This window comes from Streptosporangium sp. NPDC050855, from assembly GCF_044456585.1.
In the GTDB taxonomy this organism is placed as follows: domain Bacteria; phylum Actinomycetota; class Actinomycetes; order Streptosporangiales; family Streptosporangiaceae; genus Streptosporangium; species Streptosporangium longisporum.
In genome coordinates this window covers 161,838-180,968 of the sequence record NZ_JBITFY010000020.1, presented here as the reverse complement: position 1 = coordinate 180,968, position 19,131 = coordinate 161,838, and the positions used below count along the sequence as shown (strand labels likewise).

The following is a 19,131-nucleotide window of genomic DNA, read 5'->3' as shown; positions in this document are numbered from 1 at the left end:
ACAACCCCCGCAGGCCACGAACGCCCACCCACCAACGCCACCTGATCGGCCAACGCCTCCACCGACCGACCCGACACCACCAACGGCACCGAACCCACCACGCCACCGGTACTCACCACCGGCTCGGCAGGCCCCTGCTCCACGATCACATGCGCATTCGTGCCGCTCATGCCGAACGACGACACCGCCGCGCGGCGCGGCCCGCTCTTCTCCGGCCACGGCCGCGCCTCGGTCAGCAGCTCCAGGGCACCGGACGACCAGTCCACGTGCGGTGACGGCTCGTCGGCGTGGAGGGTGCGCGGCAGTACCCCGTGCCGCATCGCCATCACCATCTTGATCACACCCGCCACACCCGCGGCCGCCTGGGTGTGACCGATGTTCGACTTGATCGAGCCCAGCCAGAGGGGCCGGTCCCTCTCCCGGCCGTAGGTCGCCGACAACGCCTGCGCCTCGATCGGGTCACCCAGCGTCGTCCCGGTGCCGTGCGCCTCCACCGCGTCCACGTCCGACGGCTCCAGACCCGCACCGGCCAGGGCCGAGCGCACCACCCGCTCCTGCGCCGGACCGTTCGGCGCGGTCAACCCGTTCGACGCACCGTCCTGGTTCACCGCGCTGCCCCGCACCACCGCCAGCACCCGATGACCGTTACGCACCGCGTCCGACAGCCGTTCGACCAGCAGCATGCCGACGCCCTCGGCGGCGCCGAACCCGTCGGCCGCGGCGGAGAACGGCTTGCACCGGCCGTCGGGGGCCAGGCCACGCTGGCGGCTGAAGAAACGGAACATGTCCGGGCTGGACATCACGGCGATGCCACCGGCCAGGGCGAGCGAGCACTCCCCCCGGCGCAGCGCCTGGGCGGCCAGGTGCAGCGACACGAGCGACGACGAGCAGGCCGTGTCCACGGTGAGCGCCGGTCCCTCCAGTCCGAGCAGGTAGGACACCCGTCCGGAGGCGACGCTGGCGGTGGTACCAGTGAGCAGGTGACCGTCGAAGCCCTCGGGCTGCTCGTGCAACCGCGTCAGGTAGTCCTGGTAGCTGAGGCCGACGAAGACGCCGGTGTCGCTGCCGCGCGCCGAGGAGGGGTCGATGCCCGCACGTTCGAACGCCTCCCAGGAGGTCTCCAGCAGCAACCGCTGCTGCGGGTCCATCGCCAGCGCCTCGTGCGGCGAGATCCCGAAGAAGGCGGCGTCGAACTCCAGCGCGTCGTGCAGGAACCCGCCTCCGCGCACGTAGCTCTTGCCGGGACGGTCGGGATCGGGGTCGTACAACCCCTCCAGGTCCCAGCCGCGATCGGTGGGGAGGTCGCCGATCGCGTCCCGGCCCTCCGCCACCAGCTCCCACAGGTCCTCCGGGGAACGCACGCCGCCGGGGAACCGGCACGCCATCCCCACGATCGCGATCGGCTCGTCGGTGACGACGGCCGGAGCCGAGGGCCGGTGACGCACGGTGCCGGTCAGTCTCTCCACCAGGTGCCGGGCGAGGGCCTCCAGCGTCGGGTGGTCGAAGACCAGCGTCACGGGCAGTCGCACGCCGGTCGCGGTGCTCAGGCGGTTGCGCAGGTCCACGCCCAGCAACGAGTCGAACCCGAGGTCCTTGAACGGCAGCCCCGTCCGGACCGCGGCCGGGTCGTCGTGACGCAGCACCGTGGCGGCCTGGGTCCGTACCAGATCCAGCACCGCGCGTTCGCGGTCCGCCTCGTCCATGGCCGCGAGGCGGGACGCGAAGGAGGACCCGGTGTCGCCGGTGTTCTCCTCGGCGATCCGGCGCACCTCGGGCACGGCGGACAGGAGGGGCCTGGGGCGGGACGCGGTGAACGCCAGATGGAAGCGGCGCCAGTCGATGTCGGCGACGACGACGGCGGTCTCGTCGTGGTCGACCGCCTGCCGCAGGGCCTGGAACGCCAGGTCCGCCGGGAGTTCCCGCAGCCCGTGGGAGCGGTGTACCTCGTCGCGCGTCCAGTCCCCCCAGTGCACCACGGTGGCGGGCAGCCCGTCGGCGCGCCGCCGCCGCGCGAGCGCTTCGAGGTAGGCGTGACCGGCCGCCGTGCCGGCCTGTCCCGGCGTGCCCAGGGTTCCCGCGAGGGAGGAGAACAGCACGAAGGCGTCCAGGTCACCGGTGAGCTCGCCGAGGATCGTGGCACCCTCCAGGTGGATCCGGGCGGCGTCGGCGATCCGTTCGGGGGTCGGCTCGGCCGAAGGCTCGTCGTCCTCGGCCGCGTCGGTGTGCACGACGGCCGTGAGGGGGTGGTCGGCGGGGATCGACGCGAGCAGGGCGGTGACGGCGTCCCGGTCCGTGATGTCGCAGGCGGCGAAGGTGACCGCGTCACCGAGCACGGCCCGCAGGTCGTCCGCGCCGAGGGCCTCCGGTCCGCGACGACCGGCCAGCAGGACGCGGTCGGCCCCCGCCTCGGCGAGGGCGCGGGTGATCTGGACGGCGGCCGTTCCCGTGCCGGTGACCAGTACCGTTCCGCGGGGCGTCCACGTCCGGACCGGACGGGCACCGTCCAGCGGAGCCCTCACCAGACGGCGTACCAGGACGCCCTGGTCGCGGACGGCCACCTGGTCCTCGTCGCCGGCGGCCGCGAGCACCCCGGCCAGGCGCGTCGCCGTGTCCCGCGTCGTCCGCTCGGGCAGGTCGATCAGGCCGCCCCGGCGGGCGGGCCGTTCCAGTGCCAGCACCCGGCCGAGTCCCCAGACCGCCGCCTGCCGGGGGTTCGCGGGGGGATCGGCCTCTTCGGTCGCGACCGCTCCGCACGTCACCAGCCAGAGCGGTGCCTCGATCCGCGCCTCGGCGAGCGCCCGCATCAGCCGGGTGGTCGGCTCCAGGGCCGCCGTCTCGTCGAGGGCGAGCAGGGACAGCGTTCCGGAGACGTCGGCGTACTCGGCGAGGGACGCGGCGGATCCGTCCGCCGGCACCGGGACGACGACGGGGGTCGCGCCGTGCAGGCGGAGGGTCTCCGCGCAGAGGTTCGCGAGCGGCCCGTCCTCGTGGCCCGGCGGTACGGCGATCAGCCAGCGCCCGGAGAGTTCCACCGCGTCCGGGACGGAACCGGCCCGCCATTCGACGCGGTAGCGGCACTCGTCCACGGTGGGGGTTCCGGCCCTGCCCGCCGGGGAGGCGGTGGAGGTCAGCCAGTAGCGTTGGCGTTGGAAGGGGTAGGTCGGCACGTCCAGGTACGGCGGCGCGTCGCCGAAGGCCGGGCTCCAGTCGACCTCGACGCCGTGCACGTGCGCCTCGCCCAGCGACAGCAGGACCCGTTCCATGCCGCCCTCGTCGCGGCGCAGCGTGCCCACCGCGACCCCCTCGACCCCGGCCGCCTGAAGACTCTGCTCGATCCCGATCGTCAACACCGGATGCGCACTCATCTCCGCAAAGACCCGATGCCCCCGGCCCGCCAGCAACGACACGGCCTGCTCGAACCGCACCGCATGACGCAGGTTGTCCACCCAATACGCAGCATCCAACCCGGCGGTATCGAACACCCGCCCATGCAACGTCGATACGAACGGCACCTCAGCCGAGCGCGGAGCGATCCCCGCCAACTCCTGAACCAGACGTGATCTGAGCCGCTCCACCTGCGGAGAATGCGAGGCGTAATCCACCGCGATCCGCCGCGCCCTGATCCCCTCGCCATCACAGCGGACCAGGAGTTCCTGCAGCGCCTCGGGCTCTCCTGACACGACCGTCACCTCGGGGCCGTTGTGCGCGGCGATCGACAACCCCGCCCCCCAGGTGCCGATCAACACCTCGGCGCGTTGCGCGGACACTCCCAGCGACACCATGCCGCCCTGGCCGGCCAGCACCCCCAACGCACGGCTGCGCAACGCCACCACCCGCGCACCGTCCTCCAACGAGAGTGCCCCGGCCACACACGCCGCCGCGATCTCCCCTTGTGAATGCCCCACCACCGCCGCAGGCCGCACCCCGAACGACTCCCACACCTGCGCCAGGCCCACCATCACCGCCCACAACGCCGGCTGCACCACCTCCACCCGCTCCAACGACACCTCCCCCCGCAACACCCCCTCCAAGGAGAAGTCGATGTACGGCTCCAACGCCCCAGCACACTCGGCGATCCGCGCCGCGAACACCGGCGAGGACTGCAGCAGCCGCGCACCCATCCCCGCCCACTGCGCACCCTGACCGGGAAAAACGAACACCACCCCCTCGCTCGCATCCGCCAGCACCCGGCCCCGCACCTGACGATCCCCCACCACCACCGCACGATGATCGAACCGCGCCCGACCCGACACCAACACCCGACCCACACCCGCCACAACCCCCGCAGGCCACGAACGCCCACCCACCAACGCCACCTGATCGGCCAACGCCTCCACCGACCGACCCGACACCACCAACGGCACCGGCTCGGGAACACCACCACCACTCACCACCGGCTCGACCGGCCCCTGCTCCACGATCACATGCGCGTTCGTGCCGCTGATCCCGAACGACGACACCCCGGCCCGACGCGGCCGGCCCTCATCGGGCCACTCCCTGGCCTGGGTCAGCAACTGCACCGCACCCGACGACCAGTCCACGTGCGGCGACGGCTCGTCCACGTGCAGGGTCTGCGGCAACACCCCGTGCCGCATCGCCATCACCATCTTGATCACACCTGCCACACCCGCAGCAGCCTGCGCGTGCCCGATGTTGGACTTCAACGACCCCAGCCACAACGGCCGATCCCGCTCCCGCCCATAGGTGGCGAGCAGGGCGTCCGCTTCGATGGGGTCACCGAGGGTGGTTCCGGTGCCGTGGGCCTCGACCGCGTCAACGTCACCCGGCCTCAGCCCCGCGGCGGCCAGGGCCGAGCGCACCACCCGCTCCTGCGCCGGACCGTTCGGCGCCGTCAACCCGTTCGACGCACCGTCCTGGTTGACCGCGCTGCCCCGCACCACCGCCAGCACCCGATGACCGTTGCGCACCGCCTCCGACAACCGCTCCACCACCAGCACGCCCACACCCTCGGCCCACGTGGTGCCGTCAGCCGACGCCGCAAACGACTTGCACCGCCCATCGGCGGCCAGCCCACCCTGACGGGAGAACTCCACGAACATCCCCGGATTGGCCATCACCGTCACCCCACCGGCCAACGCCAGCGAACACTCCCCCGCCCGCAACGCCTGCACCGCCTGATGCACCGCCACCAACGACGACGAACACGCCGTGTCCACCGTCACCGCAGGACCCTCCAACCCCAGCGTGTACGCCACCCGACCCGACACCACACTCGACGTCGTCCCGGTCAGCAGGTGGCCTTCGAAGCCCTCCGGCGGGGAGTGCAGCGGGGCGGCGTAGTCCTGGGCGATGGCGCCGATGAAGACGCCGGTGTCGCTGCCGCGCAACGACGACGGATCGATCCCCGCCCGCTCGAACGCCTCCCACGACGCCTCCAGCACCACCCGCTGCTGCGGATCCATCGCCAACGCCTCACGCGGAGAGATCCCGAAGAACCCCGCATCGAACTCCCCCGCACCCACCAAGAACCCACCCGACCAACCCCCCGACACCCCCCACCCACGATCCGCCGGAACACCACCCACCACATCCCGGCCCCCGGCCACCACCTCCCACAACTCCTCCGGAGACCACACCCCACCCGGAAAACGACACGCCATCCCCACGATCGCGATCGGCTCACGCGAACGTGCCTCCATGTCGTGCAGGCGCTGCCGCGTCTCCTTCAGCTCGATGGTGACCCGGCGGAGGTATTCGACGAGCTGCTCGTCATTCGCCATGGGTGAGCTCCTTGTCGATGAAGCTGAGGAGGTCGTCGACGGAGGCCTCCCGCAGCAGTTCCGCGACGTCCGAGGCCGGGGCCGCGGGCGGCTCCGGAAGTGATCGCGCGAGGGCCGGGTCCGGTGGGCTCAGCCGGTCGCGCAGGTGTCGGACCAGGGCCGAGGGGTTCGGGTGGTGGAACAGCAGTGCGGCGGGGAGCCGCAGGCCGGTGGCGGTGTTCAGCCGGTTGCGCAGCTCGATCGAGGTGAGCGAGTCGAATCCGAGGTCCTTGAAGCTCGCCCCGTCGTCGATCGAGTCGGTCGCGCCGTGACCGAGCACGGCCGCGGCGTGCGTGCGGACCAGGTCGGCCAGGATCTTCTCCTGCTCGTCGGGGGCCGTCCCTTCGAGCCGTTCGCGCAGCGTCCCGTCCTGTCCGGGAGCGGGTCCGGGAGCGGGTCCGGGAGCGGGTCCGGTCGCGGGGGCTGCGGGCAGGAGCCCTCCCAGCACCGGGGACACGTCCCCGCCCGCGCGCAGCGCGCCGAGGTCCAGCCGCGCCGGTACGGCCGTCGTCTCGGTCCCGTCCATCGCCAGGTCGAACAGGGCGAGCGCGTCCGGCGCGGACATCGGCCGCAGCCCGGATCGTGTCATGCGTGCCCGGTCGGCGGCCGAGAGCCGCCCGGCCATTCCTCCGGGCTCCTCCCACGGTCCCCACGCGATGGACGTGGCCGCGAGCCCGTGGACGCGCCGGTGCCGGGCGAGCGCGTCGAGCACCGCGTTGGCCGCGGCGTAGTTGCCCTGGCCCGCGCCGCCCAGGGTGGCCATGACGGAGGAGAACAGGACGAACGCCGACAGGTCGTACCCGCGGGTGAGCTCGTGCAGGAGGAGCGCGGAGCCGGCCTTGGCGCGCAGCACAGCGTCCAGCCGTTCCGGTGTCAGCTCGGAGATCACCGCGTCGTCGAGGATCCCGGCCGCGTGCACGACGGCGGTCAGCGGGTGCGCGGGGGGTACGGCGTTCAGGAGTTCCGTGACGGCCCGGCGGTCGGCGACGTCGCAGGCGGCGTGCGTGACCGTCGCGCCCAGCTCGGCGAGCTCGTGCCGCAGCCGTGCGGCGCCGGGATCGGAGGGACCGCGCCGGGAGGCCAGGACGAGGTGGCGGATCCCGTGGGCGGTGACCAGGTGCCGGGCGAGGGCCGTGCCGAGCGCCCCGGTGCCGCCGGTGATCAGGACGGTCCCCTCCGGGTCGGGTCGCCGTGGCACGGTGAGCACGACCTTGCCGACGTGCCCGGCCCTGCTGACGAACCTGAACGCCTCGGGTGCCCGGCGCACGTCCCAGGAGGTGACCGGCAGCGGTGCCAGCGTCCCGTTCGACAGCAGCGGCATGATCTCCGACAGCATGCGGCCGATCCGCTCGGGTCCGAGGTCGAGCAGGTCGAAGGCGTGGTAGCGGACACCGGCCGGGTCACGCGGGTCGGTCTTGCCGAGCTCCACGAAACGTCCCCCCGGTGCGAGCAGCCGCAGCGAGGCGTCGGTGAGCTCCCCGGCGAGGGAGTTGAGGACGACGTCCACCCCGTGTCCCGCCGTGGCCGCGCGGAACCGGTCCTCGAACTCGGCGGTACGCGAGGAGGCGACGCGCCCGCGCGGCAGGCCGAGCGCTCCGAGGGCGTCGAGGGCGCCGTGCTTGCGGGGGGAGGCCGTGCCGTACACCTCGGCGCCGAGGTGCCGGGCGAGCCGGACCGCGGCCATGCCGACCCCGCCCGCCGCGGAGTGGACGAGTACGGACTCGCCGCGCCGCAGGCCCGCCAGCTCGACCAGCGCGTGGTAGGCGGTCAGGTAGGCGATGGGCGCCGAGGCGGCCTGGGCGTCCGTCCATCCGGCGGGAATCGGTGCGACGACCCGGTGGTCGGTCACGGCGACCGGGCCGAAGGCTCCGGAGAACACGCCCATCACCCTGTCGCCCGGCGCGAGGCCGGTGACCCCCGGCCCCACCTCGGTGATCACGCCCGCGGCCTCCAGTCCCGGCGGGCCGGGATCGCCCGGGTAGTGGCCCAGCGCGCCGAGCACGTCACGGAAGTTCACCCCGGCCGCGCGGACCGCGACCCGCACCTGACCGGCCGAGAGGGGCGCGGCAGCCTCGGGGCAGGGCTCCGGCGACAGCCCTTCCAGGGTTCCGCGCCTGACGACCGCCAGCCTCCAGGGCGTCTCAGGCTCGCCCGCGCCACAGGTGCGGGGCGGCACCAGCGTGCCCGCCCGTTCGGTGACGGCCCTCGCCAGACGGGGTACGCGGAGGGTGCCGGCGCGCAGGGCGAGCTGGGGTTCGCCCGTGGCGAGTGCGGCGGGGACGAGCGCGGCGGACTCGCCGTCGGTGTCTCCGTCGGTGTCTCCGTCGGTGTCGCCGATGTCCAGCAGCACCAGGCGGCCGGGCTGTTCGGACTGGGCCGAGCGCACCAGGCCCCACACGGCGGCCTGGGCCAGGTCGGTGACGTCCTCCCCGGGCTCCGCCGCCACCGCGCCACGGGTCAGCACCGCCAGCCGCGAGGAGGCGAACCGGTCGTCGGCGAGCCAGCCGCGTACCAGCTCCAGTACGCGGCGGGTGACGGCGTGGACGTCGCCCCCGCCGGGACACTCGACGGCGACCAGCTCGGGCACCGGCGTTCCCAGCGTGGTCAGGTCCGGGTCGTCCCCCGGTATGACGACCGGCTCGGCGAACGGCCCGGCCGCCGGCCCGGGAAGCGGCAGGGCGGGCCACTCCAGCCGGAACATCGCGTCCGCGGGTGCGGCGGGGGCTTCCGCGGACGGGCGCAGGACCAGTTCCTCGATCGACAGGACGACGTCACCGGCCTCGTCGACGGCGGTCAGCGTGACCGTGTCGTCCTCGCCGTCGCCGCTCTCCTTGCGCGCCGGTGCCAGCCGTACCCGGAGGGTCTGCGCGCCGGTCGTGGTGAGCGACGCCCCGCCGAACGTGAACGGCACGACCGGAGGGCCGTCTCCGGCCTCCGCGCGACCGGCCCAGGGGTGCAGTGCGGCGTCGAGCAGGGCGGGGTGCAGCCCGAACCCGCCGCGCGTCAGGTCGGCCGGGACGCTCACCTCGGCGTACACCTCCTCGCCCCGCTGGAAGGCGGCGCGCAGCCCGCGGAAGGCGGGGCCGTAGGCGTACCCCCGGGCGGCCAGCCCTTCGTACAGGCCGTCGATCGCGATGCCGGTCGAGGCGGGATCGTCCGGGGACGGCCAACCGGGCACGACGGGCGCGGCGGGCGTGGCGGCCGGGGGGACGGCGGGGGGTGCGAGGGCTACGGGGGCTGCGGGGGTGAGGACGCCGCCACCGTGCCGGATCCAGTCGCCGTCCGGAAGGCGGCCGTAGACGGTCAGGGCCCTGCGGCCCTCGGCGTCACGGGCGGCGACCGAGAGCTGCAGCTCGATGTGGCCGTGCTCGGGCGGCGTCACCGGCCGTTCCAGGGTGAGTTCCTCCACGCGGGGGCATCCGGTCCGCGCGCCCGCGTGCCAGGCCAGTTCGAGCAGCGCGGTCCCGGGCAGCGTCACCGTCCCGGCGATCGCGTGGTCGGCGAGCCACGGATACGAGGCGCGCGACAGCCGCGCCGCGAACACCGTCTCCCCGGTGGAGGCCGACTCCACGCCGGGTCCCAGCACGGGATGCCCGGACGGCCCCGACGACCCCGCCGGCGGCGACTCCAGCCAGTAGTGCCGCCGCTGGAACGGGTAGGTCGGCAGCGGCGCGGGGTGCGCACCGTCGAAGAACGCGGCCCAGTCCGCACCGGCGCCGCGCACCGCGGCCGTCGCCAGCGCGGTGGTCGCCGTCAGCGCCTCGGGCCTGTCCCTGCGCAGCACCGGCACGAACGCCGCGCCGTCGACGCACTCGGCTCCCATCGCGGACAGCACCGCGTCCGGCCCGAGCTCCAGGAACGTGCGGACCCCTTCGGCGTGCAGTGTCCGTACGGCGGCCAGGTAGCGCACCGGTTCGCGCACCTGGCGCACCCAGTAGGCGGCGGAGAGGTCGGCGATCCGCCCGGTCACGGTGGACACGATCGGGACGCGCGGAGCGGAGTGGGTCAGTCCCGCGGCCACCTCCTCGAAGTCGCGGAGCATCCCGTCCATGCGCGGCGAGTGGAACGCGTGGCTCACCCGCAGCTCGCGGGTCCTGCGTCCGCGTGCCTGGAAGTACGCCCCGACCTCCCGTACGGGAGCCTCGTCACCGGAGACGACGACGGCGGACGGCCCGTTGACCGCGGCGAGGCCCATCTCGTGCTCCCGCCCGGCCAGCAGGGGGAGCAGTTCCTCCTCCGACGCCTCGACGGCGACCATCGCCCCGCCTTCCGGCAGCGCGTCCATGAGGCGGCCCCGCGCCGCCACCAGCGCGCACGCGTCGCGCAGCGACAGCACCCCGGCCACGTGGGCCGCGGCCAGCTCCCCGACGGAGTGGCCGGCCAGCAGGTCCGGCCGCAGGCCCCAGTGCTCCAGCAGCCGGAACGACGCGACCTCGAGGGCGAACAGCGCGGTCTGGGTGAACGCGGTCCGGTCGAGCGCGGTGTCCGGCTCGTCACCGAACACGACGCGCGCCAGCGGCCGGTCCAGGTGCGCGTCCAGCTCGGCCCAGACCTCCTCCAGCGCCCGGGCGAACACCGGGTACGTCGCGTGGAGTTCGCGTCCCATCGCGTGCCGCTGGCCGCCCTGTCCGGCGAACAGGAAGGCGAGCCTGCCCGGCGCCGCGCCCCGGAGCACGCCGGGGGTCTCGTCTCCCGCGGCGAGCGCCTCCAGCGCCCGCCGGAAGTCCTCCGGTGTCGAGGCGACCACCGCCGCGCGGCGGGTCAGGGTCGCCCGCGTCGTGGCCAGGGCACGTCCCACCTCGGCCGGGGTGTGCGACGGGTACCGGTCCAGGTGCTCGCGCAGCCGTGCCGCCTGGTCGCGCAGCGCCTGCTCGTTCTTCCCGGAGAGGATCCACGGAACCGGCACGCCGGTCTTCGCCGCCCGCTGCACCGGCACCGGACCCACCGCATCGTCGGTCACCACCGGCTCGGCAGGCCCCTGCTCCACGATCACATGCGCGTTCGTGCCGCTGATCCCGAACGACGACACCCCGGCCCGACGCGGCCGGCCCTCATCGGGCCACTCACGGGCCCGGGTCAGCAACTGCACCGCACCCGACGACCAGTCCACGTGCGGCGACGGCTCGTCCACGTGCAGGGTCTGCGGCAACACCCCGTGCCGCATCGCCATCACCATCTTGATCACACCCGCCACACCGGCAGCAGCCTGCGCGTGCCCGATGTTGGACTTCAACGACCCCAGCCACAACGGCCGATCCCGCTCCCGCCCATAGGTGGCGAGCAACGCCCTGGCCTCGACGGGGTCGCCCAGCCTCGTCCCCGTGCCGTGGGCCTCGACCGCGTCCACCTCCGACGGCTCCAGCCCCGCGGCGGCCAGGGCCGACCGCACCACCCGCTCCTGCGCGAGACCGTTCGGAGCGGTCAACCCGTTACTGGCGCCGTCCTGATTGACCGCGCTGCCCCGCACCACCGCCAGCACCCGATGACCGTTACGCACCGCCTCCGACAACCGCTCGACCACCAGCACGCCCACACCCTCGGCCCACGTGGTGCCGTCAGCCGACGCCGCGAACGACTTGCACCGCCCATCGGCGGCCAGCCCACCCTGACGGGAGAACTCCACGAACATCCCCGGATTGGCCATCACCGTCACCCCACCGGCCAACGCCAGCGAACACTCCCCCGCCCGCAACGCCTGCACCGCCTGATGCACCGCCACCAACGACGACGAACACGCCGTGTCCACCGTCACCGCAGGACCCTCCAACCCCAGCGTGTACGCCACCCGACCCGACACCACACTCGACGTCGTCCCGGTCAGGCCGTATCCCGCCGTCTCTCCCGCGGTCTCGTGAAGGCGCGGCCCGTAGTCGGTGGGCATCGCGCCGATGAAGACGCCGGTGTCGCTGCCGCGCAACGACGACGGATCGATCCCCGCCCGCTCGAACGCCTCCCACGAGGTCTCCAACACCACCCGCTGCTGCGGATCCATCGCCAACGCCTCACGCGGAGAGATCCCGAAGAACCCCGCATCGAACTCCCCCGCACCCACCAAGAACCCACCCGACCAACCCCCCGACACCCCCCACCCACGATCCGCCGGAACACCACCCACCACATCCCGGCCCCCGGCCACCACCTCCCACAACTCCTCCGCAGACGACACCCCACCCGGAAAACGACACGCCATCCCCACGATCGCGATCGGCTCACCGGGCGACGTCACGACCGCTGCCGATGCCATGGCCGGGGACGCGGCCGGGCCGGTACGCAGGTGCGCGGCCAGGGCCGAGGGGGTCGGGTGGTCGTACACGGCGGTGCTCGGCAGCCGGAGGCCGATGGCGGCGGTGAGCCGGTCGCACAGCTCGACGGACATGGGCGAGTCGAAGCCGAGGTCCTTGAAGGTCCGGTCCATCTCCACCGCGTCGGCGGAGTAGTGCCCCATGACCGCGGCCACCTGCGCGCGCACCACACCCTCGGCACCCTCGACGTCCCGGACTGCCCGGACTGCCCGGACGTCGCCTCCGTGCTCGGGCTCCGAGGCCGCGGGAACGGCGGGCCCGGCCGCAGCGGGCACCGGGAGCGGGCCGGCCACGCCGTCCAGCCAGTGGCGCCGCCGTTGGAACGCGTATGCCGGCAGGTCCACGGGCCGCGCGCCCGGGAAGACGGCGTCCCAGTCCACGGCCGCCCCGGCGACCTGGGCCTCGGCCAGCGACGTCAGGAACCGGTCCATCCCGCCCTCGTCGCGGCGGAGCGTGCCGAGGGCGACGGCGTCACCGATGGCGTCACGGCCTGGGTCACGGCCGGGATCACCGGCGCCGAGGGTGTCCCTGACGCCCCCCGTGAGCAGCGGATGCGGGCTGATCTCCAGGAAGAGGTCGTGACCGTCGGCGGCCAGCGCGCGTACCGTCTCCTCGAAGCGGACCTGGCCGCGCAGGTTCCGGTACCAGTAATCGGCGTCCAGCTCGCGGGTGTCCAGCGGGGCCGCGGTGACGGTCGAGTAGAACGCCGTCCCCGATCCTGCCGGCCGCAGGCCGGCCAGCGCGTCGAGGAGCGGGTCCCGTACGGCGTCGACGTGGGCGCAGTGGGAGGCGTAGTCCACCGCGACGCGCCGCACCCTGACGCCCTCGGCCTCGCAGGCGGCCTGCATCTCGCCCAGCGCGTCGAGGTCACCGGAGACCACGACCGAGGAGGGCCCGTTCACCGCGGCGATCACGAGCCGTTCGCCCCAGCGGGCCAGTCGTTCCCGGGTCCGGTCGGCGGGGAGCGCCACCGACAGCATGCCGCCGCGCCCGGAGACGGCCGACATCGCCCGGCTGCGCAGGGCGACCACCCGTGCGGCGTCGTCCAGCGACAGCGCGCCCGCCACGTACGCGGCGGCGATCTCGCCCTGGCTGTGGCCGACGACCGCGGCGGGCTCGACCCCGTGGGAACGCCACAGGGCGGCCAGCGACACCATCTGCGCGAACAGCGCGGGCTGTACGACCTCGTCCCCCTCCAGGGGCTCGCCGCCACCCAGCAGGTCGATGAGGGAGAGGCCCAGGTACGGGTCGAAGGCGCGCGAGCACGCGGCCATCCGCTCGCGGAAGGCCGGGGCGGTCTCCAGGAGCCGGGCCGCCATGCCGGTCCACTGGGAGCCCTGTCCCGGGAAGACGAACGCGATCCGTCCGCCACCGGCCCTCCCGGTGCCCCGTACGAGGCCGGGGGCGGGTTCCGCGCGCGCCAGCCCGGTCAGGCCGCGCAGCAGTCCGGCGCGGTCGGCCGCCACGACGGCGGCGCGGTGTTCGAAGGCGGTCCTGGTCGTGGCGAGCGAGTGGCCGAGATCCGCGAGCTCCGTGAGCCCCGCGGGCTCCGTGAGGCCGAGGTCCGGGTCGCCCTCCAGCCGGGCCAGCAGCCGTTCCGCCTGCGCGCGCAAGGCCGCCTCGCTCCTGGCGGAGACGGGCCAGACCACCGGGGTGCCGGGGCGACGGGCGGGCGGCTCGGGAAGGGGCCGCGGGGCCGGGGGTTCGGAGAGCAGGACGTGGCAGTTGGTCCCGCCCATGCCGAAGGAGCTCACCCCGGCGACGAGCGGGCGGTCCGCGTCGGGCCAGGGACCGGTCTCGGTCTGGACGCGCAGGCGCAGCGCGTCCATCGGGATCCGGGGGTTGGGCGTCTCGAAGTGCAGGCTCGGCACCAGTTCCCTGCGGGCGACGCAGAGTACGGCCTTGACCAGCCCGGCGATCCCGCCCGCGCCCTCGAGGTGCCCGATGTTGGTCTTCACCGAGCCGACCCGCAGCGGCGCGCCCTCGAACGCGGCGCCGAGCGCCCGCGCCTCGACCGGGTCACCGACGGCGGTGCCGCTGCCGTGCAGCTCGACGTACTGCACCTCGTCGGGCCGTACGCCCGCCTGGTCGAGGGCGCGCCGGATGACGTCCTCCTGCGCCGTCGCCTCCGGGGTCGTCAGGGTGGGGCCGGCGCCGTCGTTGCCGGTCGCGGTGCCGCGGATCACGCAGTGGATCCGGTCGCCGTCGGCCAGGGCCGCGGACAGGGGCTTGAGCACGACGACGGCGCCCCCCTCTCCGCGCACGTACCCGTTCGCGCGGGCGTCGAAGGTGGCGCACCGGCCGTCGGGGGACAGTCCGCCGAACGCCGCGGAGACGATCGTGCTGTCCGGGGCGATCATCAGGTTGACGCCGCCGGCGAGCGCGAGGGTGGACTCCCCGCCGCGCAGGCTCTCGCAGGCCAGGTGTACGGCCACCAGGGAGGAGGACTGGGCCGTGTCGACGGTCAGGCTCGGCCCGCGCAGGCCGAAGGTGTAGGAGAGCCGGTTGGCGATGACGCCGCGGTTCAGGCCGGTCATCGCGTGGGAGGTGACGGCCTCGGCGCCGTGGCGGGCCGTCAGGGCGGCGTAGTCGTCCCAGATCGCGCCCGCGAAGACTCCCGTGCGGCTCCCGCGCAGGCTCGACGGGAGGATCCGGGCGTCCTCCAGGGCCTCCCAGCCGAGCTCCAGCATGAGCCGCTGCCGCGGGTCCATGGCCGCGGCCTCCCTGGGGGAGATGCCGAAGAAGCCGGGGTCGAAGTGGTCGATCCCGTCGACGAACCCCCCGCGCCGGTCGACGTCCGCGGAACGGTCCGCGGGTGCGTCGGTGATCGCGTCCACACCGTCCCTGAGCAGCGCCCAGAACTCCGCCGTGCCGGTGGCCCGGGGGAACCGGCAGGAGACCCCGATGATCGCTATGGCGTCGTGACGACTTTTCCGCACACCGAAATTGCTCATCCGCACAACCCTGCCCCCCGAAAGTGGGCAGGACGGCACCCACTCAAAGCCCCAGTTGCTGCACTTCGATATAGCTACGGCTAGAGATCGACTTTAGACGGATATGAACGACATGAGCGATAGTACGTCGTCGAGTGGTCGCTCGGACACCCGCCCCGATATTTGTCCATTACGACCGCATTCTCACTGAGAGTGACGGAGTTAAGCGGACAAAAGTCATTCACACGACAGAAGTCAGCCATTAACAGAGAGGGCATCAAACCGCCCACCCCTTCACCGTGAGCCGTCTGACCAGCGCCGAATCGGAGGCGGCATCGTCGAGCGGGAATGACGGACCGACCGATAAATAATAATGGGTCGTCCGAAAGGCACATGGAACGTGCCACCGAGGCCGGAGGCGGGCGTTCATGCGCCGTCGTCCTGAATCAGCCGTTTCATCGGCCGTCGAAACACCCGCGCGGACAGGGCCGGATCCGGGTGAGGTCTTCGCCGCACGACGACCGCGCGACGACCGCACGGCGGCCGGACGACGACCGGACGGTGGGTTCGTCGGCACCACGGGGCGATGCGGCGACGCGCCGATCACGGGGGAAGTGCGGCCGTGTTCTCCCAGGCCGTCCGGGCCGGTGGGGCCTCCTCGCCCCTCCCGGTCACGGACCGCCCGGACGGGAGGAGGGCCGGGCGGCCACCGGACCCGGCCGCACGCGACGACCGGCGGATCGCGCCGTCCGTGTCCGGGTGCCCCCGTCGATCGCCGGTCGATTCCCGGTGTCGCGCGATCCGCTCATCGGCGCTCGATCGTTCCAGCGCCTTTACAATGTAGATTCATAAACGGGATCATGTCCGGCCCGGCGGCCGCCGGGCCGGTCGCCGTTCAGCGGCCGTATGCCTTCTCCCTCGGCAGCGGCCCGACCCCGGCGCGCCGTCCCGGCCGCATCGCGGCGTGCCGCTGCCCGGGTCCCGGCCCGGAGCGGGCGGCCAGCAGGTCGGCCACGACACCGGTGGCGAAGGCGTACACCGTCTTGTGCAGCAGGTCGACCACCAGCTCACGGCGGGGCCAGGTCTCAGGAGGCGCGCCGACCCCGGTGGCGTTCTCCAGGATCTGGTCGTTGGTGACCCGGACCACCGCGAACTTCGCCGAGGACCACGGGCCGCGCAGCCCGGCGTGGGACATCACCGAACGCAGGACGCCCAGCAGGATGCCCTGCCCGGCGTGCATGGCCCAGTTCACCGGCTCGGGCTGGCGTCCGGGCCGCTCGGCCATACCGGTCAGCCGTTCCAGGACCCGCGCCGGAACGTGGGAGTCGGGGCGGCCGGTCAGCCGCTGCTCCACCTTCTCCCCCAGTGTCATCACCGCGACACCGGCCGCCCCGGCGACCAGTCCTTGCCACAACGCGTGTTTCATCATGACCGCCCCGTACCCGAAAGCGGCGTCGTGTCACCGACCGGCCCGGCCGTCCCGCCGATCCCGGTCCCGGCCCCGGTCCCGGGTGTGGTTTCGTACGACGGCCGGCGTCGCCACGGGGGGACGACGCGCGCCGGCCGTGAAACGGCGGCGGATCACATGATGACGATCGAGAATGCTTGGTCCACCCACTTGTTGGGCATTCCGGTGATGACGTGGAAGGTGTCCTTCTGGGTTCCGCAGGCGGGGTGCGGCCACATCGAAACACGAATTCCGTACTCGAAGGACGTGTACTGCAGGGTGGCCGAAGGAACGAGTTTCGTGATGTCCAGGTCCTTGTCCTCCAGCTCGACGCAGTACTGCCCGACGGCGGGCTTCGTGACCGCCCTGACGCCCTTGGCGCGGTTGATGCTCCCGTCGGCGTTGATGACGGCGGCGGCCTGCGCGTACGGGGTCGCGGCCTTGGCCGGGACCGGGGTGTTCGCGCTCGCGCCTCCCGTCCAGGCGGCCCCCGTGGCGAGGCCGATCGCCGCACCGGCGCAGACGAACGCGATGATCCTGCTCCTACCGAACATGTGATTCTCCTTTTTTCCCGCGCACCTCGTGAATAATCCGAGGAAAGCGCTGAAGCCATGCGATCATATCCGGCACGTCTCGGCGGATAAGCGCGCGTGGTCCACGACGGCCGGGTAAAGATCTCACCGTGTCCGGGGCCCGTATGGAATCAGGATGATTTAAGCGCCAAAGCGCTGGAAAATGAATTCGGCGGCGTTTGTGATTCCGTCCGGCATGCCGGTGCGGAACGCGCCGGGCCCGCCGCCTCGGCGCTCCGCCGCCCCTGTCGTCTCAGTGCCTCCGGTAGTGGTCGGCGACGGCGGCGAACGCGGCCTTGGGCTCCCACGGCATGTCCGGGTAGGTGGTCCCGAGGCGGTCCTCGTAGAACCTGACGATGCCGTAGCTCGCCAGGTCCAGGTCGTCGCGGGGGTCGCCCCCGGGGCGGTGCGGGTGGTCGGGGAGCGCGAAGGTGAACACGAAGGCGCCGTCGACGCCTCCGGCCTCGAAGACCTCCAGCAGCTCGCGCAGGTACGCGGCCTGGCCGGCCTCGTCCCGGGCGTACTCCCCCTTCAGCCGCAGCGGCGCGCGGGTCTCCTTCTCGTACTCGACGACCTCCAGGCCGCGGGCGCCCCTGTCGCCCGCGCCCCGGTAGGTGGCCGAGCCGAACTCGGTGATCGCGACCGGCTTCCCCCGCGCGACGAGGCCGGCGACGCCCTCGGCGAAGTGACCGGCGATCTCGGCCGACCGGTAGAGATCGAAGGACATGATGTCGAAGGGGGCCCAGTCGACCCGTTCGAGCGGTACGGACGCGTAGGTCACCCTGCCGCCGAAGTGCTCGCGGACGAGCGCGACGGCCCTGCCGAGGAAGTCGTTGACGGCCGCGGAGACCTCGTCGACCCGCTCCTGCAGACGGCCCGACCCGGTCAGCGACTCGACCCGCTCGTCGATGTCGTCGCCGGGCAGGAATCCCCTGTTCATCAGGCTGAGCTCGGCGCCGGTGACGAACACGACCTCGGCGCCCCGCCGCCTGATCCGTTCCGCGCGCACGGCGCAGTCGGCGAACAGCGACAGCGTCTCCTCCTCGGTCAGCTCCAGGGGGTAGGGAGAGAACCACACCTCCAGGCCGAGGTCGGCGGCGTGCGAGGCCACGATCTCCATCCGCTCCGGGTCGCCCCCCATGACGCGGACCGCGTTGCAGTGCAGGTCGTCACGGATGACGCGCAGCTCGCGCCCGGCCACCTCCGGGTCGAAGGACGGGTGGCCGAGCACCCCCTTGTGGAGGAAGCCGGTGTCGTAGCTGATGCCTTTTGCCCGCATGTCATGCCTTCTTCCAACGAGAACTTTAAGGTACTTGCCGTACCTTATGTGCGAGCGCGTGGGCATGGCAACCAGAATGGGAGGACATGATCGGCACCGAGCGCGGGAAGGGCCATGACAGAGGATCCGACGGGACGGCCGGGCGCCGGGCGGACACGGCGACGCGGAGCCGCCCTGGAGGAGGCGATCCTGCGCGCCGCGGCGGAGGAGCTGACCGAGGCCGGATACGCCGGGCTGACCATGGACAGGGTCGCCGCCCGCGCCGGCACCAACAAGAACGCCATCTACCGCCGCTGGCCGAACCGCCTGTCGCTGGGCATCGCCGCCTACCGGCGGCTGACCACGACGGTCTCCCCTCCCGACACCGGCGATCTGCGCGGTGACGTCCTGGAGTGGCTGCGCCGGGCGAACCGCCACTGGAGCTCTCCCCTCGGCGCGATCCTGCGCGAGCTGCTGTCCGCTGCCGGAGGCACGTCCGAACTCCTGGCGCAGCTGCAGGAACGGTCCGGCGACGCCGCGTCCGCCCCGTGGCTGACCATCCTGGAGCGCGCGGTCGCACGGGGCGAAGCGGCTCCCGAGGCGCTCCATCCGCGGGTCGCCACCGTGGCGATCGTCCTGCTGCGCAACGAGTTCGTCGTACGCGGGGTCCCCACCGTGTCCGACGACGTCCTCGTCGAGATCGTCGACGAGGTGTACCTGCCCCTGGTACGGCGCCGGGCCGACGGGGACGGCTCCCCGGCCCGCGACCCCGGCCCGGCCGACGCTCCCCGGCGGGAACCGGACCCGCGGATCGACGCGCGGAACGAGTGATCGTCGAT

The 19,131-nt window shown here is 73.1% G+C and carries 6 protein-coding genes; 1 reads left to right on the top strand and 5 read right to left on the bottom strand.

Annotated features, from left to right (window positions below; translation table 11 throughout):
• The 5 genes from ACIBCT_RS32670 to ACIBCT_RS32650 form a co-directional block, all read right to left on the bottom strand.
• The coding region (locus tag ACIBCT_RS32670; RefSeq protein ID WP_399195229.1) for a beta-ketoacyl synthase N-terminal-like domain-containing protein at positions 1 to 5,741 on the bottom strand (5,741 nt) is incomplete at its 3' end.
• Positions 5,731 to 15,036: a type I polyketide synthase gene (locus ACIBCT_RS32665; protein WP_399195227.1), complete on the bottom strand. Its 9,306-nt coding sequence runs from the start codon at positions 15,034 to 15,036 to the stop codon at positions 5,731 to 5,733. The genes ACIBCT_RS32670 and ACIBCT_RS32665, both read right to left, overlap by 11 nt.
• Before the next feature lie 874 nt (positions 15,037 to 15,910).
• Positions 15,911 to 16,444, bottom strand: coding sequence for a hypothetical protein (locus ACIBCT_RS32660; protein ID WP_399195225.1), 534 nt, complete (start codon positions 16,442 to 16,444; stop codon positions 15,911 to 15,913).
• A 152-nt stretch (positions 16,445 to 16,596) separates the two neighbouring features.
• On the bottom strand, positions 16,597 to 17,016 hold the full coding sequence (locus ACIBCT_RS32655) for a hypothetical protein (protein ID WP_399195224.1): 420 nt from the start codon (positions 17,014 to 17,016) through the stop codon (positions 16,597 to 16,599).
• 271 nt (positions 17,017 to 17,287) lie between these two features.
• Positions 17,288 to 18,313: a hypothetical protein gene (locus ACIBCT_RS32650; RefSeq protein ID WP_399195222.1), complete on the bottom strand. Its 1,026-nt coding sequence runs from the start codon at positions 18,311 to 18,313 to the stop codon at positions 17,288 to 17,290.
• Positions 18,314 to 18,427: 114 nt separating this feature from the next.
• Here ACIBCT_RS32650 and ACIBCT_RS32645 point away from each other — a divergent pair, with 114 nt between their 5' ends.
• Positions 18,428 to 19,123: a TetR/AcrR family transcriptional regulator gene (locus tag ACIBCT_RS32645; RefSeq protein WP_399195220.1), complete on the top strand. Its 696-nt coding sequence runs from the start codon at positions 18,428 to 18,430 to the stop codon at positions 19,121 to 19,123.
• Positions 19,124 to 19,131: the final 8 nt, after the last annotated feature.